General features: G+C 33.7%; 14 protein-coding genes. 7 read left to right on the top strand and 7 right to left on the bottom strand.

Translation table 11 applies throughout. The annotated features are described in order from the left end of the window. Positions 1-123 precede the first annotated feature (123 nt). On the top strand, positions 124-531 hold the full coding sequence (locus IPO86_05755; GenBank protein ID MBK9727607.1) for a 6-carboxytetrahydropterin synthase: 408 nt from the start codon (positions 124-126) through the stop codon (positions 529-531). Positions 532-671: 140 nt separating this feature from the next. Here the strand turns inward: IPO86_05755 and IPO86_05750 are convergent, their stop codons facing one another. Together IPO86_05750 and IPO86_05745 are read right to left on the bottom strand one after the other, a co-directional pair. Further along, positions 672-1,367: a T9SS type A sorting domain-containing protein gene (locus IPO86_05750; protein MBK9727606.1), complete on the bottom strand. Its 696-nt coding sequence runs from the start codon at positions 1,365-1,367 to the stop codon at positions 672-674. Between the two features lie 131 nt (positions 1,368-1,498). Next, positions 1,499-3,469, bottom strand: a complete 1,971-nt coding sequence (locus IPO86_05745; GenBank protein MBK9727605.1) for a T9SS type A sorting domain-containing protein — start codon at positions 3,467-3,469, stop codon at positions 1,499-1,501. A gap of 138 nt (positions 3,470-3,607) precedes the next feature. Between IPO86_05745 and IPO86_05740 the strand changes: the two genes are divergently transcribed. Further along, the gene (locus IPO86_05740; protein ID MBK9727604.1) at positions 3,608-4,951 is read left to right on the top strand and encodes an NAD(P)/FAD-dependent oxidoreductase; all 1,344 of its coding nucleotides are present in this window, start codon (positions 3,608-3,610) and stop codon (positions 4,949-4,951) included. A gap of 5 nt (positions 4,952-4,956) precedes the next feature. Then, positions 4,957-6,351, top strand: coding sequence for a 4Fe-4S binding protein (locus IPO86_05735; protein ID MBK9727603.1), 1,395 nt, complete (start codon positions 4,957-4,959; stop codon positions 6,349-6,351). Between the two features lie 65 nt (positions 6,352-6,416). Here IPO86_05735 and IPO86_05730 read toward each other — a convergent pair whose 3' ends face one another. From IPO86_05730 to rplU, 3 genes are all read right to left on the bottom strand, one after another. Continuing rightward, positions 6,417-6,962: a hypothetical protein gene (locus tag IPO86_05730; protein MBK9727602.1), complete on the bottom strand. Its 546-nt coding sequence runs from the start codon at positions 6,960-6,962 to the stop codon at positions 6,417-6,419. Between the two features lie 242 nt (positions 6,963-7,204). Next, positions 7,205-7,453, bottom strand: coding sequence for a 50S ribosomal protein L27 (gene rpmA / locus IPO86_05725; protein ID MBK9727601.1), 249 nt, complete (start codon positions 7,451-7,453; stop codon positions 7,205-7,207). Positions 7,454-7,471: 18 nt separating this feature from the next. Beyond that, positions 7,472-7,783 (bottom strand): 50S ribosomal protein L21, encoded by a 312-nt coding sequence (gene rplU / locus IPO86_05720; protein MBK9727600.1) that lies wholly within the window; start codon positions 7,781-7,783, stop codon positions 7,472-7,474. A gap of 466 nt (positions 7,784-8,249) precedes the next feature. Here rplU and IPO86_05715 point away from each other — a divergent pair, with 466 nt between their 5' ends. From IPO86_05715 to IPO86_05705, 3 genes are all read left to right on the top strand, one after another. Beyond that, entirely contained in the window at positions 8,250-11,600 is a 3,351-nt protein-coding gene (locus IPO86_05715) for a gliding motility-associated C-terminal domain-containing protein (protein ID MBK9727599.1), read from the top strand. 549 nt (positions 11,601-12,149) lie between these two features. Further along, positions 12,150-14,279, top strand: a complete 2,130-nt coding sequence (locus IPO86_05710) for an elongation factor G (protein MBK9727598.1) — start codon at positions 12,150-12,152, stop codon at positions 14,277-14,279. Between the two features lie 1,016 nt (positions 14,280-15,295). Continuing rightward, positions 15,296-18,358 (top strand): glycosyl hydrolase, encoded by a 3,063-nt coding sequence (locus IPO86_05705; protein MBK9727597.1) that lies wholly within the window; start codon positions 15,296-15,298, stop codon positions 18,356-18,358. Between the two features lie 26 nt (positions 18,359-18,384). Here IPO86_05705 and IPO86_05700 read toward each other — a convergent pair whose 3' ends face one another. Together IPO86_05700 and IPO86_05695 are read right to left on the bottom strand one after the other, a co-directional pair. Further along, positions 18,385-19,173 (bottom strand): SDR family oxidoreductase, encoded by a 789-nt coding sequence (locus IPO86_05700; protein ID MBK9727596.1) that lies wholly within the window; start codon positions 19,171-19,173, stop codon positions 18,385-18,387. Next, complete coding sequence (locus IPO86_05695) at positions 19,173-20,570, bottom strand: gliding motility-associated C-terminal domain-containing protein (GenBank protein MBK9727595.1); 1,398 nt, start codon at positions 20,568-20,570, stop codon at positions 19,173-19,175. The genes IPO86_05700 and IPO86_05695 overlap by 1 nt, the downstream gene beginning before the upstream one ends. A 141-nt stretch (positions 20,571-20,711) precedes the next feature. Between IPO86_05695 and IPO86_05690 the strand changes: the two genes are divergently transcribed. Beyond that, positions 20,712-21,071 (top strand): hypothetical protein, encoded by a 360-nt coding sequence (locus IPO86_05690; protein ID MBK9727594.1) that lies wholly within the window; start codon positions 20,712-20,714, stop codon positions 21,069-21,071. Positions 21,072-21,074 lie beyond the last annotated feature (3 nt).

The following is a 21,074-nucleotide window of genomic DNA, read 5'->3' as shown; positions in this document are numbered from 1 at the left end:
TATAAGGTGCTTCAGCTTATTGAACTCAAATTATATGTTCAGAAATCGTAAAAATATACAGCTCAAAAGCCCAAATTCGACGGTACACTATAAATTTCCTTAGTTTTGCATCAAAATAAGCTCATGCGAATCGCTATAATCAGAAAAGGACATTTCAATGCCGCTCATAGGCTTTACAAACCAGATTGGACAGATGAAAAAAACAAAGATGTCTTTGGAATTTGTAGCAATCCAAATTATCATGGCCATAACTATGAGATGGAGGTTAAAATTATGGGAGAACTGGACCATAACACAGGTATTTTGATGGATTTAAAGGTTTTAAAGGAAATCATTGAAATAAATGTAGAAAATCGATATGATCATAAAAACCTAAATATGGATTGTCCTGAATTTATTGGAAAAATTCCAACTTCTGAAAATATTTGCATTGAAATATATAAAATCCTAAGAAACGTGATTCCCAGCCATTTGGATATTCATATTCGCCTATCGGAAACACCCCGGAACTTCGTTGAATACCCTTGTTAATTCCTAAATTTCAGCTATTAAGTACTGAAAATTGGAAATCGCAGAATCAAATGCTGGATTTTGGTTTTTAATACTATAAAAAAAGCCCAGTTAAAAACTGAGCTTTTATGGATTTTCATAAAAATATCCTTATAAGTTTCTTACGGTTTATAAGATCTCTTTTGAAGTCTGACAGTCCGCAACATTTGTTCATTTGGGCCTATTAGCTTAACGAAATAAAGGCCATCATCTAAAAAGCTAATATCATAGCTAATTTTACCTGATGCCTGGTAAGAAGTGACTTTCTTTCCTAAAATTGAATACAGTTCAATTCTTGTCAATCCAGTGTTATATTCAACTGAAAATGAATTATATGCAGGGTTCGGATACACTTTAGTTTCAATGTTTTTAACCTCTCGATTGGAGGTTACAACTTTATTAAAGGAGTAATCCGCTTTAAATTTTTTTGTAGTGTCTTCTTTTTCATAAACCCACATTACAATATGGGCTTCTCCCAAATTTCCATCGTCAAAAACATGCACATCTAATGTTGAAGAATCATTTGGTTTAACAATATTGGGATGTCCTTCTGGACACTTACCAACAAAATCAGCATAACAATTATTTGCATCACATACATAAGTACTCCAAGCTGCTGGCAACATCAGTATTTCACGCGTCCAAAGCATGTTAATATTCGCGTTTGTTTTATTCTTTATTTTTCCATGTGCATTGTGATCTGTCATGTCTGGAACAAAGAAAATTGTATTTGGACTAGGACTAACCGCAAAACGAGTGTTTTGAGCAACCAGTACCTGAACAAATAACAAACTGATAATCAAGTAACTATATTTCATAGGCCGAGTGATTAGATAACTAATTGTAAAGATATTATTTTATGCATGTTTTGCGTCAATTTTAACTAAAAAAAATTAGCCAATCCGAGAATCCCGAATTGGCTAATTTGATTTTGATTTGTTAAATTCTTTTAATGAATGGTAACAAAGCTGTTTCTAACACCTTTTGGAGTCACAACTTTTAAGTTATAAATTCCAGAATGAAAACCAGAAACATTATAGGTTTTTACATTTTTACCTTGAATTAAGCTTGCATTATGGTCTAAAACAGATACCATTTTGCCATTTACATCGAATAATTGAACCGTTGCAATTGCAGCTTCTGTTGTGCTGATATCAAGCGTCAATTTATCGTGTGTAGGATTTGGGTAAATAGAGATCTTGTTTAAAATACCTGGTTCATCCGTTCCGACAATTAGGGATCCAACATTGATATCATCTAAAAACATTAAATTAGAACCGCCAAAAGGATTATAACCTTTTAATCTAAAGATCACTTCGGCCGCTCCATCAAATTCAGCAATACTTACCGTATCGCGAATCCATTGTGCAGAGTTTGGTGCAAAAAAAGCACCAGGACTTGGATCAGCAGTTGCTAAATCTGCACCTTCCTTAGCATAAAATGTAGTCCAATTTGCTCCACAATCTTTTGAAGCTTCTATTATTAAACTTGCTAACTCAGTACCTTTTTGTGCATACGCTCTACTAATAGCAAAAAAAGTATTCTTACTATTTGTTAAATCCACTTTGTCAAAGAAAAAATTAACTTCTGTATTTTCTGGACCAAAATAAAAGTCCCAGAATAAAGAAAATGGAGAATTTCCAAAGCCACCAACCTCTTCTGTAACGCCAAAAAACGCTTTATCCGCTGGATAAACACGCATTGATGAGTTGTTTTCAGAATATGTATGGGCAGGAAAAACACCCCGAGCCGAAACTGCAAATTCTTCATTTATTGCTGTTGCAAATGGAGTTGCCTCTACATTATACAATACGGTAACTACATTCGTATGATTTAATTTATCAATATCCTTACTTGCACCATTCACATTATTAATGCGATAGTTTAAAGAAGATTTTCCAGCTTTAATATTTATATTTTTAAATTCGTAGCTTCCTACACCACCAGCTGGTAAATTAACTGCCAATGCAGTTTGACCAGTTTGTTTAACACTATTTACAATTAAATCTATTGAAATCGTTTTTATAGTATCTGTTCCATCATTGAATAAATCAACTTTCATACTAACATTTCCATCACAAAGTCCAGTATACCCATTAACTGTTCCAGTTGCCCTTAAATCAACATACTTGCTTGCTGTAGGTAATGGTTTTGGATAACTTTCTGCAGATTGAAGGATTTCCTTTTTAGTTGTATGTTGAACGAACGTGATGACTCCAATATTCCGAAGATTATAGATATACGTAGGAATCACTATAGTGTAGTTAAACGTTTTGCTGGCACCTGGATCTAAAGCACCCACTTTTGTACCTCCTGAATTTGGTACCAATTTTCTAGTTACTGAAAAGAATTCCATTTCTCCATTAGTACCAGGAGCAATTTTAAAGTCAACTTCCTTTTCAATTAATGCAATTTGTAAAGTATTTTCATCTAGTAATGCATTTGCGCTTACATTTTTAACGGTCACTGAAATCGAAACGGAATCGAGTTTGTCTCTTAAAATATGGTCGACTGTAACTTCTACAGGACTTGTAACAGCGGCTCTATTATCAATAATACTTTGTGTGAAATCCGCAATATTCCCATGAAATATGGGTGTTCCAGTTTTAGTTGCGCCACCATCTGCAAAACAGTCTGGCACTGCATTCACAGCATAATATGTTACCCGGTTGGCAACATCGGTAGGATTTTGGGCATTCATTGGATCTGAACCTGGCCAGCTAGTTTGGTAGCATAGTAAACTCACTTTCGTTTCGTTTCCAGGTGTAAAAATAATTTTATGAAAGCCAGGATTGTAAACGGCACAAGGCGGACAGGAAGCTTGTGTAAATTCCTCCACCAAGACCCGGCGCGGTGCCTGAGCATCCGTATTGATGTTCAAGACAAAAAAGAGAAAAAACAAAAAGTACAATTGTTTCATATGGAAATATTTTGTTAATGAAAAATGATAAGTTTGCAAAAATATAGTTTTTTATTAATTAATTTCGACTTTTAACATTCTACAGTACTTTTCGTAGTTAATTTTTCAAATTCTAAAAATGACAGTCATTTAAGCCTAATGGAACATATTGTAATCATTGGAAATGGAATTGCGGGAATTACAGCTGCTAGATGGATCCGTAAATTGAGTGATCACCGCATCACTGTAATTTCTTCTGAATCCGATTATTTCTTTTCAAGAACCGCATTAATGTATGTTTATATGGGCCATATGCGGTGGCAGGATATCCTACCTTACGATGCAGATTTTTATAAAAAAAATCGTATTGAATTAATTTACAATCATATACAAAGCATAAATTTTTATAATAAGATACTTCAAGCAACTGATGGTGCCTCTTATAAATATGATCGGCTTATCCTTGCTACCGGATCTAAATCCAATTATTTCAATTGGGAAGGCCAGGAGTTAGAAGGTGTTTGTGGACTTTATACCAAACAAGATTTAGATAAAATAGAATTCCTTAGCGAAGGAATAAAATCTGCAGTAATTGTAGGGGGTGGGCTAATTGGGGTTGAATTAGCCGAAATGTTACATTCAAGAAATATAAAAGTAGTTTTATTAGCAAGAGATTCTGCTTATTGGAGTGCAGTTTTGCCAGCAGAAGAAGCAGCATTGGTTTCCAGACATATTTTAGAACATCAAATTGATTTAAGGCATGAAACTGGACTTTTAAAAATTAATGCGAACGAAAACGGAAAGGTAGCCTCTATTTTAACAGATAAAGGACACACGATTCCATGTGAATTTGTTGGAATCACTACAGGGGTAAGTCCTAATATTGACTTCTTGAGAAATACGCCATTAGCATGTGACAAAGGAATTTTAGTCAACAATTATTTAGAAACGAATATTCCTAATGTATATGCGATTGGCGATTGTGTTCAATTGCGAGAACCCATAAAAGATCGTAAAGCGATAGAAGCTGTTTGGTATACCGGGAGCATCATGGGTGAAACCTTAGCATATACAATTTGTGTTGAACCCAAACCTTATGAACAATTAATTTGGTTTAATTCTGCCAAATTTTTTGATATAGAATATCAAGTGTATGGATTGGTTCCAAATAAAATTGAATATCCTTTGGATACCTTGTATTGGGAGTCAAGTTCTGGTAAGAAAAGTATTCGACTTATATTTGACGAGGATACTAAAATTATTAAAGGATTCAATTTAATGGGTTTTAGATTCCGGCAAGAAGTTTGCGAACAATGGATTCGTAAAAAAACTCCATTAGAAAATGTAGTTGCGAATATCAGGCTTGCATTTTTTGAACCTGAATTTTATTCTGATGTTGCACCAAAATTGCTGAAAATTTACAAATTAAAATTTGGTAAAAAAACAAGTCTTCGCAGTTCTGGATCTTTAAATGCTGTGCTTCGTTTCTTTAAAAAAAATTGAATACTATGGACACTACTTTAAAAACTTTTAAATATCAATTCATAAAATTCTTTCAATGGATTTCTTGGATTGTCATTTGTTTTGGTGTTCTCATTTTAATCTTGGCAACATTTGATAAATTGCCGATTCTAGCATTCCCTTTTGGTGACAATTGGTTGCTTATTAGTCTGGGAAGTTTGTCCATTGGAATCCTATTATATTCTCTTTTAATCTATCTTACACGTCCTTCCGGTATTCAAAATAATCACATTTGGATACAAGGGATTAGTGCCCGAAAAGCCACTGCATGGATAGTCTCTTTAATCTTAACTTTCTTTTATTGTATTCTGTATTGGTGGCCTGAATATCTGGGGCATTCTGATGCCGGAGAAAATACTGGATTGATTGCATTTTTTGATCCACTAAGTATGTATTTAAAAAACAAACCAGCGAGTCAATGGTTTGTCTATGGCGCTTTATATACACTTGCAATTTTACTTTTTGGAATCAAGTTTATTTTAAAATACAGGCATAATAGATATCAGGTCATTCGGACTATTTCTGTGATGTTTTTTCAAACTGGTATTGCATTTTTACTTCCGGAATATTTATTAAAAATGAATCTTCCATACAATGACTATAAAAATATGTGGCCATTAAATTATTATTTCTTTGATGGTTGGCATATTCAAGAACTCTTGTCGCATGGAAATATCGGACGGAACATGTTACTTTTTGGGATCCTTATGATTGTTTTTATTTCACCTGTATTAACTTACTTTTATGGAAAGAGATGGTATTGTTCCTGGGTTTGTGGATGTGGGGGACTTGCAGAAACTGCAGGTGATTCTTTCAGACATCTTTCTGATAAATCCATAAAATCCTGGAAATTGGAACGCATCTTAGTATATGCGGTTCTCCTCTTTTCAATTATCATGACCGCGGGAGTAATCTATACTTTCCAAACTGGACAAACCCATGTATTAGGAATATCTTCTGCTGCTTTAAGAAGTTGGTATGGATTTATAATAGGAGCTGTTTTTTCTGGTGTGATTGGTGTTGGTTTTTATCCACTCTTAGGAAGCAGAGTTTGGTGTCGGTTTGGCTGTCCAATGGCGGCAATTCTTGGTATTCAACAACGATTTTTTTCTAGATTCAGAATTACAACTAATGGATCTCAATGTATTTCCTGTGGGAATTGTACTACCTATTGTGAAATGGGTATTGATGTGCGTTCGTATGCTCAACGAGGCGCTAATATTGTCAGGGCATCTTGCGTAGGTTGTGGAATTTGTGCTGCAGTTTGTCCTCGGGGTGTACTGCGGTTAGAAAATGGTTCAGTTGACTTGTTTTCCAGAACTGAAAAACCAAAACCAAATCCTCAAATCACAGATTCCATTCCATACGAAGAATTAATGTAAAGGGATTCGAGGCTATTTTTGATTCAAAAAATAAAGAATTGCAATTTAATAGAAATTTGAAATCCTTATTCTCCAACACGCTGGCCTTTCACAATTTTTGAATTTCTTTGAATACTACTAGCCCGCTTTAAGTCTACTAACAAACAAGCGTAAGCAGATTCTGTGGTTGTATACCAATTTGCATCCTGATATGTAATAGAACCGGAATTTCGATTCCATTCTTTACCTAATAATACATATCGGTTGCTATATTTTGGATTCGGACCAAACATCAAATATTTTGGTGGCTCCGATTGTTCAAAGCTAATAGCAAAGCGTTCTTCCTTCGGTGAAAATAAATATACACAGGGTGTTCCTCTTTTAAATATGAGCTCTTCAATTTTTTCACCATCGATTGTTTTGATCTTACCATTTTGAATCATGGTCTGGCCTTCCGTTACTTTTCGTCGCAATACAATATCATCCGATATATAGAATTGGATCTGCTTTAATTCATCTACAGACCAATTATTAGATTCATAAAGTTTTTGTGTAAACGGACTTAAACTTGGGCTACAAGAAATGAATAAACCGAATAATAAAAATTGAAAAATTCCAATGTTAAATTTCATAGCTATGATTTTAATCGAAGGTATAATACCTTATACTTAGACGCTAAAACTTTCAATTAATTTAACTTAAATGGCTACTATTTTTATTTTATTTAACAAATTTAGTCGAAATCTAAATGGTATATGCATTTAAGGAGGTAAATAGCCAATTAAAATCCTTGAGAATAAAGGTTTACAAATACCAAATTTTTAAATAGTTGAGCTATTCAAAATGCAATAAAATAAAAAGTATGAAAATTTGCCTAAAGAACGTGAACTACATTCCGATCACTAAAGGTTTTCTTAAAAGTAACGACCCCTGGCTTTAAAGCGAACAAGGTAAAATCCTTACCAACTCCAACATTTGTACCTGGGTGATATTTGGTTCCTCGTTGGCGAACTATGATATTACCTGCAATAGCTTTCTGGCCTCCAAACAATTTAACACCTAATCTTTTACTATTACTGTCGCGTCCGTTACTTGTACTACCTTCCCCTTTTTTATGTGCCATGACTGTACCTTTTAAAAATTAAACATTAATTGAATCGACTTGAATTTGAGTAAAAGACTGGCGGTGACCATTCTTTTTTTGGTATCCTTTTCTTCTTTTTTTCTTGAAAACGATAACTTTATCGCCTTTTAGATGATCTAATACCGTTGCAGAAACACTAGCACCTTCTACAGTTGGCATACCAACCGTTGTTGCATCTCCATTTATAAGCATTAAAACCTGATCAAAATTGACTTTGCTTCCAATTCCGTCCTCTTGACGATGTACATAAACTTTCTGCCCTGAACTTACTTTAAATTGTTGTCCTGCAATGTTAACGACTGCAATCATGTCTATAGTCTTTTAAAATGGACTGCAAAAGTAGGACATTTACACAAAATAATGATGAAAATTTTGAAAAATATTGAGATCCCTTTAAACTCAGATTTATATTATAATAATACATATGTATATATAATTAATTAATAACACTTTAAATTAAATAATTTTGCCATTTATTCTATAAAATATATTGAAATTTAAGAATTCACTGCTTAAACCATCCAATCAAAAGGCAAGCTTCATAAACTTTTCAATGATTTACTAATTCGACCTATCTAAAAATTAAAGGACCCTCTAAAATTACTTTAAATGCTCGTAAAAATGGTGTCAATACCGGATGACGGTTATTTAAATATAAATTTCTAAGCCTTATCAAAAGTCCTTTAATTTATGTAAATTTGACTTCGAGACCATGGTAAATATTAAATAATTTATATTTGAACGAGTGTCCAAAATGAAACCTGTTTATTAATCAATGCGTACTTTTTTTTTAAAAATTTTTGTTTGCTTTTTTCTTTTTGAACTAATAACTCAGAGCTTACCAGCCCAAGGTGGTTGTTGTTGTAAAGACACGCTACAAGAATTGAATTTCCAGGGTTTAGATTTTGAATTTTCGCCCGATCCTCCACCAGCCTGGTTTATAAATTATCCAGCGGGTCCAATGGGCCCATGGAATATAACCGCAGGTTCTGTAGATCATGTTGACAAAGATCATTATTTCTGTAGTAGTTGTGGAAATCCAAATGGGCCTTCCAATTTTATTGATTTGTTTGGTTCTCCTTCAGGACCTGGTTATGGCGTTGGTACTATGTCTTACCCACTTACAGGTCTAACACCTGGTAACCAGTATACAATTGAGTTTTATTATGCCAAATTTGATAAGCCAGGAAATTATACTGCAAATTTGAAAATTGGAAATTGGCTGAATGTAAATTGGACTGCCACAAATCCAGGACAGATCATCTGGTTAAAGGCAAGTTATGTTTTTACTGCAACTTCCTCATCCGCTAATATGGATTTTACAGATACCGGAAATAATACCATAAATGGTAGTCAAATAGGAATGCTCATTGATGATATTAAAATATTTGAAAAATGTATTGAAGATAAAGAAAAACCAAAGGTCAATAAACCGCCAATTGATATAACAGTTGCCTGCGAACAATTGATTCCAAATATTCCAACCCTGGATATAACTGATAATTGTGATCCAAATCCGATGGTTACTTTAATAGAAACTATAGAAGAAATGGATCCCTGTACTAAAAAAATTACCCGCGATTGGGAAATCACCGATGGATGTGGAAATTTTACAACAGTAGTTCAAATCATTGATGTCATCGATATACCTCCGAAATTCATCAAGCTTCCTGAAAATATAACGATCGATTGCAATCTAGATATCCCAAAAGCATTTAATAACTGGATTCGGAATAATGGCAATGCGATTGCTTCAGATGACTGCACAATTAACTGGAATGCAAACTACTCTAATCCTCCAATAAAAAATTGCGAATCTGTAACCGTTGAATTCGTAGCAAAAGATTTTTGTGGCAACGAAAGTTCTGCAATTGCAAAATTTACGGTGATCGATACCACGGCTCCTAAATTTATTATTAAAGCGGAAACTAAAAACTTTGCCTGCATTCCGAACACCCAGGATTCCTTGCGAGCTTGGCTGAAAACGTTTGGGTTTTCAAAAACGAATTCCGATTGCAGTAATGTTACGCTAAGTACTAATTTTAATGGAGATTCAACAAAAAATCCGCTCCATCTCACCTTTTATGCGGAAGATGATTGTGGAAACATTGATAGTTGCCAGGCTAGCTTTTCTCATCGAAGTAATACCGACACTTTAAGATTAACAAACTATTCCTGTACCATTCTCCAAAATTCAATAGATACATTTTCCTATTCAATCCATGGCTGTGATAGTATTGTCATTCTTGAAAAAATAAAACGCTTCACAGATAGTACATACATTCAAATAAATACTTGCGATCCCCAAAACAAAAAATATGATACCCTTTATTTGAAAAATTCTAATGGTTGCGATTCCTTGCTATTTTTTGAATTTACACTTCGCTCAGACACCATTACAAATTTACAAAAATCGGATTGCAATTATCTTGCATACTCAAAAGATACCCTGTTCTTAAAAGGTCAATATTGTGATTCATTGGTAATCACAGAATATATTCCGTTAAGAAAGGATAGCAATTTTGTAATCGTTAATACCTGTGATTTAACTAAGGTGGATACAAGCCTAATGTATTTGAAAAATAATCTTGGCTGCGACAGTATTATAACAATCTTTACAATTTATAGCCCACAACAAATTACTTTTATTGAAAGCAAAATCTGTGGTTTACTAATAAGCTATATTGACACTATAAAATTTACAAACGGTTTTTGCGATAGTTTAGTGATTACAAGTTATATCCCACTCAAATTAGATACCACTTACATTCAAAGCACAAGTTGCGACAAATCTAAAGTAGGTATTTTTTCAAGCATCTATTCGAACCAGTTTGGTTGCGATAGTCTCGTAACAAAAGAAATTATTTTAAATCCATCAGATTCCATATTTATTTCCAAAACAACGTGCCAGCTTTCCCAATCTGGAATTAATATCCAAGCGTTAAAAAATAAATTTGGCTGTGATAGTATTGTTCAAATAACAACTAACTTTCTACCTTCAGATACTTTTTTAGTTATACAGAATACTTGTATATCCTCACTCGCAGGTAAAGATACCTTGGTATTTAAAGGTAGCACTTGTGATAGCGTTATTTTAAGAACTACCATTTTTATTCCTCCAGATACAACGCAGCTAATACAAAGCTCCTGTGATCTAACTGCAGTTGGAATAAAAACCAGGATTTTAAACGGTAGGCAATGCGATAGTGTAATAATAACCACGACCATTTACAGCCCATCTGATACCACACAAATTAAACTAAGTACTTGTGACCCAACAAAGGCAAAACTTGATACGATCCTATTAGCGAATGCAAAGGGCTGTGACAGTTTGATCTTATTTAATACCAGCTTTACTCCGCTATCTTTGAATTACGAATTGGATTCAATTTCTTGTTTCAATCAAAATGACGGTATTTTTAGAATCCTAAATCATTCTGATTTTATTGAACCTTTCGAAATTATTATAAACGGTAAGAAACTTGGGAATCAAATTCAAATTGAGAATTTAAGTTCAGGATCCTATGAAATCTTTATACGAGATCCAAAAGCTTGTATCACAGATACTATCCATATAACTTTGGTGAATCCTGAAGAACTAATCATTGACCTTGGAAACGACCTGGAAGTTGATAAAGGATCAAGCATTAATCTGAATCTTCAGTCAAACAAAAATTTAAAAAATATTTTCTGGAATCCTACAAATCTTTCAAATTGTAATAATTGTAGTCAAATTAATTTTATAGCTAACCAGAATATGTGGGTTTATACCCAAGTGATTGATGAACGAAATTGTAATCAAACAGATTCTATTTTCATTCGCGTGAAAAAATCAAATAAGGTATTTGCTCCAAATTCCTTTTCTCCAAATGGAGATAATATAAATGATTATTTTTATATTCAAGGAGATGATCATTTAATTGTTGAAACTTTATCTATCTTCAATCGATGGGGTGTAAAAGTATTTGATGCACAAAATATACCAATGAATGTTCAAACTTCTGGCTGGAATGGAACATTCAAAACACAGAAAATGAATCCAGGTGTATTTGTGTATTATGCCAAAATAAGATCAAACGATTCTGAAATCATTGAATTAAAAGGGAATCTAACTTTAATTCGATGATCCATTTAAAAAAAATCTTTGAATAATATGGTTAATATAAGCTCCACCTATTGGTAATTCTCAGTGACTGTAAATTGAAGATCTTTAGCTAAAATTCAAATCCATTTTTAGAATTAAAACGGATGGATGGGTCCTTTTAATCAAATATTAAAAATGTTTTAGCTAGCTTTATTTTTGGTAAAATCAAGCTTTAAATAAGATAGCCAACCAAATCTCATAAAGCCTGTCAATTAACTTACTTCAACTTTTATAAATCCTAGATGCAATATGCAATTCTAACCTTTTTCGAAATTCCCTAAATGCAGATTCACAAACCTACTAAGCAGGTACTTTCAGCCAAATTTTCTAAACTAGCAAATTTAAAAAGCCAATACCAATTTTAATTAAGTATACTATTATTAATTAATTATATATATCCAATATTTACATATATTAATTAAACTGTTCAAGGAGGCGGATCTATAAAAATATATTAAAATAATTTTTGGAAATCTTCTTAAATAGGATAACTTGTTGCAACTATTTCAAAACAAATAAAACCATCAGGATATGAGCTTTGATCCAAAACAAATCAGAAATGTAGTCTTGCTCGGTCATTCCCATAGTGGAAAAACCAGTTTAATTGAAAGTATGCTTTTCGAAGCAAAAGCAATTACACGTCGTGGTACGATTGATGCTGGTAATACAGTATCTGATTTTTCAGAAATTGAACAAGAACGAAAAGCAAGTTTATATAGCAAATTGATGCATGTAAGCTGGAAGGATTCAAAAATAAATATAATTGACACCCCTGGATCCGATGACTTTGTTGGAGAAATTCTATCTTCTATGAAAGTTGCAGATCTAGGAATCATGACGATTAATGCAGCACATGGTGTAGAAGTTGGCACAGAATTACTTTGGGAATATGTTGAAAAATTCAATTTACCAGCGATGTTTGTCATTAATCAATGCGATCATGAAAAGGCAGATTTTGATGCTACTTTGGATCAAGCAATTTCACGTTTTGGACATAAACTCATCCCTTTTCAATATCCTTTAAATCCTGGGAAAAATTTTAATGCCATAATTGATGCACTTCGAATGATCATGTATGAATTTCCGGCAGATGGTGGGAAGCCAATTAAAAAAGAAATTCCAGCAAGTGAAATGCAAAAAGCACAATCAATGCATAATGCCATCGTAGAAGCAGCAGCAGAAAACGATGATACCCTTATGGAACATTTTTTTGAAACTGGCAATTTGGATGAATCTGAATTAGCAGATGGTTTGCGAAAAGGAATTGCAAAACAAAGTTTGTTTCCGGTATTTTGTAGTTCCGCTATAAAAAATATGGGAAGTGGCCGTATTATGGGTTTCATTAATGATGTTTGTCCATCTCCGGCGGATCGCCCTGCTGCAAAATTAAAAACTGGAGAGCTCTTCATAAATGCAAATGGTCCTGCCACTTTATTTGTATATAAAACCATGACAGAACCAAAAGTTGGGAGGGTTTCCTATTTTAAAGTTTATTCTGGTAAAATAAAAACCGGGGATGAATTTATTAATAATTCTAATAGAGGTTCTGAAAGATTAAATCAAATATTTGTTTCAAATGGCAAAAACCGGGAAGCTGTAAATGAATTGGTTGCCGGCGATTTAGGGGTTGTTGTAAAATTGAAAGATACCCATACGAATAATACACTTAGCATTAAAGGAAATGATATAGAAATTGAACCTATACCATTTCCAGAACCTAGAATCCGCGCTGCAATTTCAACGGATAATAAAAATGATTTTGAAAAATTAATAAAATCCATCCATGATTTACAAGAAGAAGATCCGACCTTGGTTTTGGAACATTCTCAACGATTAAAACAAAATATAATACATGGCCAGGGACAACTTCATCTTGATTTATTAAAATACCGAATTGAAAAATTACATGGTTTACATGTAGATTTTTTAAAACCAAAAATTCCATATCTTGAAACAATAACCAAAGCTTCTGATACCAGCTATAGGCATAAAAAACAATCTGGTGGTTCTGGGCAATTTGGCGAAGTGCATATGCGTGTTGAACCATTTCATGAAGGAATGCCTGATCCTGCTGGATTAAATGTAAGACACCGGGAAGCAGAAGAGCTTAGTTGGGGTGGCAAACTTTCTTTCTTTTGGTGTATTGTTGGTGGTGCAATTGATACAAAGTTTTCTTCCGCCATCAAAAAAGGAATTATGAATAAAATGGTTGAAGGTCCGCTCACGGGTTCTTATTGTACAGACATTCGGGTTTCTGTTTTTGATGGAAAAATGCATGCAGTTGATAGTAATGATATGGCCTTTCAAATTGCTGGAACCATGGCCTTTAAAGAAGCATTTCATAGTTCTGGAGCTCAAATTTTAGAGCCCGTTTATGAATTAGTAATTCTATGTCAGGATGAAGCAATGGGCGATATCATGGGCGATTTGCAAACTCGGCGTGCAATTATATTAGGCATGGATTCAGAAGGACATTACAAAAAAATAAAAGCCAAAGTTCCATTATCTGAAATGCATAATTATTCTTCCAGTCTTCGGTCTATGACACAAGGAAAAGCAAAATTTTCAATGCATTTTAATGAATATGCTCCGGTAACTCCAGATATTCAGCAAAAATTAATTGCAGAATATAAAGCAGCTACAAAAGATATGGAAGAATAAAAATTGGTCCAAGTTAATTTTCAGGGATATAACCAACTTTATAAAATAGACAATACCTAGTCGAAATGAAATGTGTGCTCAATTCATTTTGATCTCCAGCCTCTGGAATGGATTCTATAATTGCAAACCATACATAACTATTGGCAAAACAATTAATTAATATTACTTAATTTTTAGTTCTTTTTTGTTTCCATAATTTCCAAATTTAAAGGTTCCAGAAAGCCCACTACTTTATTTAAAGTTATATTTAGTCCACTTTATGTTGACAATTTACAGGATTGCTTGAATTAGAAATTGTCATTATTTTTAAAAAATAAGTCCCATTTGAAACCTTGTCATTTAAATTAATATCAATTAAATAAATCATTTGTGAAACAAGAAAACAAAGTAAAATCCATTGACTAGCTTTTCCGGCCTTATCCTGATTATAAATCGGGACCCGATTCTGACTGGTTTTTTATGCAAACATTAAATACAAAGCATCGATATTTTCCAACCTACCTTCCTGGTCAAATGTAATTTTAATAGTAGGTGAACCATTGTCAATTTTAAAAAATACAAACTCCTGAGCAGGATATTCTTCCTTTCCTTACCATCCCGTCATGATGTTATTTATTTTTTTACAAATCAAAACTGGAGTTACCGTATCTGGAAAATAGTCCTATGTTTTTAAATACGGAACCATTATTAAAGTGGTTTATAGCAAACCAGATTTGATTCCAGATATACTCAGAAATTCTGATATTCGGAACTAAAACACAATAATAAAACCTTAGAATCTTGTTTATAGCTGTCATTTCTCAGGATGAATCTAAATTTATACAAAGCACCTTAACAAATGCCAAAAACCAAATTGCTTGATCAAAAATCAAAAATTCTACGAAAATCTTCGTAATTCAATAAATAGATTAATTTTGTAGCTCAAATGGACCATTTGACTAATTATATAGATGTTTTGTCTAATTTATTTGTAGTTGATCTTATGTCCTTTATTTTTGAACTTTAAATTGGATTATATGACTCGTTTTCTCTTTTGCCTCTTTTCATTATTGTTTTGCTTTAACACTCTTAGCGGACAGCAAAAAATTAACGCCTCCACTTTTGGTGCATTAGAAGCTCGCGCATTAGGTCCCGGCACAATGAGTGGTCGGATCACAGCCATAGAAGGTGTAAACTCAGAACCACGGAATTTATTTATTGGTACTGCTGGCGGTGGAATTTGGAAATCAACCAATGCCGGAGCTTCCTTCAAGCCTATTTTTGATAAGTATTGTCAATCCATTGGAGCGCTTGCAATTGACCAAAAAAAACCTACCACAATTTATGCAGGAACTGGTGAAAGCAATATGAGAAATTCAGTTTCTATTGGTGTAGGCTTATATAAATCCAATGATGCCGGAGAAAATTGGATAAAAATAGGGCTAGATAGTACAGAGCATATATCTAAAATCCTCCTGGATCCAAATAATTCAAATACAGTTTATGTAGCTGCACCCGGAGCACTTTGGTGTGATAGTCCGCACAGAGGTTTGTATAAATCGATAGATGCAGGAAAAACCTGGAATAAGATACTTTATATAGACGAAAAAACCGGTTGTGCAGATATTGCAATCAACCCTTTAAATCCAAATATTATCTATGCAACGACCTGGCAATTTAGAAGAAAAGCATTTTCTTTTGAATCCGGAGGCAAAGGATCAGCACTTTATAAAAGTGAGGATGGTGGTACCAGCTGGAGAAAAATAACAAAAGGATTACCGGAAGGAGATTTTGGACGAATTGCATTAGCATTAGCTCCAAGCGCCCCTGAAAATCTATTAGCTATAGTTGAATCCAATAACACGGGTCTATTTATTTCCTCGGATGCCGGGGAATCCTGGAAGCCACAAAGTGCTACCATGAATGTTGTATCCAGGCCATTTTATTTTTCTACTTTGGTTATCGATCCAAAGGATCCTAAAAGAGTTTATAGACCTGCCTTCCAATTTTCGTATTCAGATGATGGAGGATATTCTTTTAATGATGCAAGCTATGATGGTGGATGGGTTCATAGTGATCATCATGCTTTGTGGATCAATCCAAACAACACCAGCAATATGTATTTAGGTACAGATGGTGGTGTATATATAAGTAATGATCGGGGAGCAACCTGGATTTTTTGTCAGAATCTTCCAGTAGGACAATTTTATCGGGTTGCTGTTGACAATCAAAATCCTTATCGCATTTATGGAGGCTTACAAGACAACGGCTCTTGGATTGGACCAAGTGCTAATCCAGGTGGTATTGGCAATGGAGATTGGAAAGGAGTATATTGGGGTGATGGTTTTTGGACTGTCCCGGATCCTTTAGATCCAAATATTGCATTTGCTGAAAGTCAGGGTGGAAATTCTGCAAGAGTTGACCTTCGTACATTTAAATCTTATTCCATGAAACCGCAGCAAACTGGTAATCAAGATAAAATGCGTTGGAATTGGAATAGTCCGATAGTGACTGGAGCAAATAATAAAAAGAATTTATATGTTGCTTCTCAATATCTATTTAAATCCACTGACCAAGGAAGAAACTGGACAACAATTTCTCCGGATCTGTCTACAAATGATAAGAAAAAACAAGAACAAGAAAATTCTGGAGGTCTAAGCGCAGATAATACAAGTGCTGAAAATCATTGTACTATTTATTCTGTTGCAGAATCTCCTTTAGATGATCAGGTAATTTGGGTCGGTACCGATGATGGAAATTTACAATTGACTATAAATGGAGGTAAAAGCTGGACGAATGTCTCAGCAAATTATGCCACATCAGGAATTCCAGCTCAAACTTGGGTAAGCAGTATTGAAGCATCCCAATTTGATATTAATACAGTGTATGTAACATTTGATAATCATACTTATGGAGATCATAAAACTTATTTAGCAAAATCAAATGATATGGGCAAAAGTTGGATCCAAATTACCAACAAAGAATTTACCGGCTTTGCTCATAAAATAAAAGAAGATTCACACAATAAAAACGTGTTATTTTTAGGTACAGAAATGGGACTATTTGCGAGTCTTGATCGCGGAGAAAATTGGTTTCGAATGAAAAATAATATTCCGGATTTTGCATTGGTTAGGGATATTCAAATACAATCCAGAGAAAATGCTTTAATCATAGGTACTCATGGTCGCGGTATTTATGTCATAGACGACATTACTGCCATCCGAAATATGACAAAAGAATTAGCAGAACAAAATGTCGTATTATTTGATACCAAGGAACTTGACTTAACAACTGGAAAATATGGAGGTGGGTCTCCAATAAGTGGTGGATGGGTTGCAGGAAATCCAGATGATATTAAACCCTTTCAATATTATTTAAAAGATCGATTGATGAATGATGATGTCAAAATTGATATACTGGATATGGAAGGAAAATTAATTCAAAGTTTACCAGGAACTAAGAGAAAAGGGATTAATAAAATTTATTGGAATCAAAGAATGAAACCTTCAAAAGTTGCTGAAGGTGGTACTAAATTAGATTTTGGTGCGTTTGGTGCTCCAAAAGTTTTACCCGGAAACTATCAGGTAAAACTAATTGTTGGAAATTCTTCCTATATAGACACCATTAAATTAGTACATACGGATCGTCCAGACTTTAGCTTGGCTGATCGAAAATTACAATATGATTTAAATATGAAATTTTATTACATGCATGAGCAATTAGCTAGAACTGTAAGTGCTATTTCCAATCAACAAAAAACGATTCTTGAGTTAAAAACAAAAATGAAAAATAAGAAACATATAGCTCAGGCAGATTCTTATTATAAAGCCCTGGAAGATTTAAGAAGCAATTTATTGGCAACAAAACAAAAATCAATTTTTGCAGATGAAGAAAAATTGAGAGAGCGAATTTCTGATGCATATTCCAATGTAGTATGGGAAGAACTCAAACCTTCCAATTTAATAATAGAACGTGCTGCTATTTTACAAAAGGAAGTTGATAAATCGGAAATGGATTTACAATTGATACAAACTAAATATCAATCAAAATTTGATAAAACAATAAAACAGGAAAAAATTATAAGACCTATTAAATCCTAGGTTAGAAGTAATTTAAAACTTGAAAATTATAAGCATCTGGTTCTACCACCATCTACAGGTAAATTAATTCCTGTAATATATCCAGCTAATGGACTTGCGAGAAAAGCAACTGCATTTGCTATTTCCTCTGGTTTGGCAAATCGCTTCATAGGAATTGCAGAAATCATTTTAGCAGAAACAGCTTCCGAACTTAATTTCAGTTGGACGGATTCTCTTTCTATGATTGCTTCTAATCGCTCTGTTTGCGTTGCCCCAGGCAAAATATTGTTTACCGTTATTTGAAAACTTGCTAATTCATTAGCAAGTGTTTTTGCCCAATTTGCAACTGCACCTCTGATCGTATTCGACACTCCAAGATTATCCAGAGGTTGTTTTACTGAAGTTGAAATGATATTAATAATTCTGCCGTAGGATGAATCTTTCATGCCTTGAACTAAATTACTTACAAGGATATGGTTGCAAATAAGATGTTGCCGAAAAGCCAGTTCAAATTGATTTTGATCTGCTGAAAGAATTGGACCACCTGGAGGACCTCCGGTGTTATTAACTAATATCTGCACTGGATTACTTAAAGCAAGCCCATGAATTTTTTTATTCAAATCCAATGGATCATTCATATCAGCAATCAATGCCCGATGACTTTGATTTTGACTTTTAGGAAGTTGGCTTATCAGTTCTTCTAAAAGGACTGCATTTCTTGCAAGTAGGGTTACAGATGCACCTGCAGATGCTAAAGCGAATGCAGTTGCTTTTCCAATTCCTTTACTAGCGCCACATACGAGGGCATGTTTATTATCTAATTGAATTTTTAACATCATCGAACTAAAGTTACGGAACCTTTCATTAAACGTTTACGGATCTGATCACAATCCTGATATTCAAATTCTACCACATACATATAGGTTTCCATAGGTGTGTTGATTTCAGGTATCCATTTTCCATCCTTATTAGAGGTCTCAAATAACTTTTGACCCCATCGGTTATAAATCACCATTTTCATTGCTTTAATCCGATCTTTGTCTTTGTGATTGGAATCAATAATTGGCCTGAATTCGCGATTTACTTCTTCCCCATTTGGAATGATTAAATTTGGAAATTGAATAAATGATTCCAACAATTTTCGCAAGCTAAACACTTCTTTACTATCTGTAAGTTCCTTACAGATCGATTTCGCTTTTACAGTATAAACACCATCTTTTGTAATATTTATTGCTTTGGTTGTTTCATTGGTATTCCATATAATATCAAAGCAGTTTCCATTACAAATTGCATTGAGGGATACGGTATCACCTATGCAAATACTATCTTTTCCTAAAATTTTAATACTGATTTCCTTTTCTAATTGTATTAGGATGGTATCCCGGAGTACTGTTTTACAAAAATCATTTAATTTAATTTCTACACTTAAGGAACTAGATTGTGGAATATTGATGGTAGCATTTGTTTCACCTGTACTCCATAAAATGGCCCCTTTGTCATAAGGAGCCGATATACTGATTTGCTTTATTTCACCTGGACATAATGCTATTTTTTCAGGTAAAAGGTCGATGGCAACCGGTGGGTTTAATTCAATCATTTCAAAATCATCTACAAAATAATAGATGGGTTCACTTGCTGGATTGGCTGGTCGTTTTGCACCTACAAACATGGTATCACCTTTTTGTAAAGCTTGAAATCGTCCTACAATAAAATGGTCTTCACCCCCGCACGACAAATATTCAAAACTATATTGCCGATACCCTGAGGCATCAATAAATTCGTTATTCGGAGATTGAAATGTTGGTATTAATTGCTTCAATGGGTCTGCCTGTGGATATTTAGCTGTTCCGGTCTGAATATAAACTCCAATTTCATCTAGAATATAATTCAAATTCTGTGTACCGGGTCTTACCCAAAAACTAAATCGGTAAGTCGCACCTGCTTTTAAAGGACTTGTAAAGTGATTGGTCAGGTACTCGTATTTTGGAAATCCTAGAAAAAACCCACCATGCTTCTTTCCTGTACGGGGACTTATTGAATAAATATCCGGAGTTCCATAGGTGGATGCATTCCAGTCTATTGGATCATTTGCACCATAACCAATACCCAACTCAAAAAATCCTCTGGAATCACATTTGTCACATTGTTCAAAACCAGGATTAGGGATTAAGTTTTGAGAAAAACCTACAGTTACAAAAGCAAAATACCCAATCAATAAAAATATTTTTTGCATAATGTCTATTTTCAAAACGAAGATATGGTATTTTTACTTACCACTACATCCATTAAAAGTAGTGCATTATAAAGCTATTTGCTTATGTTTAAATAATTTAGATAGGATTCGCAATTACGAGTAACAAAGCAGTTCTTGATTATGACACAACAAGTTTGGACATTTTACGATCAAGGAGGAATGGACCATGTTTTTGGGATGTATCATGGTGAACAAAGCGGGCATTTTGTTGCCTATTTGGACCAGAAAATACTGATTATCGATTTTGGGATCGTGGCAGATAAAACATACACCTTTTTTTTTGAACAAGAACTTTTGAATTTCCATATTCTTAAAAAACCAGATGGATTTGAGTACGAATTAAAAGTGGATACAAAAGCGAAAACACAATTAAATCTAAACCGGAATTCAGAAAGACGGGACGAACTTCATATAGTTCTTTTGATTTGTTTAATTATACTTGCAATTGGACTCACATTATATTTGCGAATGAGAAATTGAAAT

The organism is Saprospiraceae bacterium (genome assembly GCA_016717265.1).
Taxonomy (GTDB): domain Bacteria; phylum Bacteroidota; class Bacteroidia; order Chitinophagales; family Saprospiraceae; genus Vicinibacter.
The sequence above is the reverse complement of the archived record's forward strand: the minus strand, read 5'-3'. Positions and strand labels throughout refer to the sequence as shown.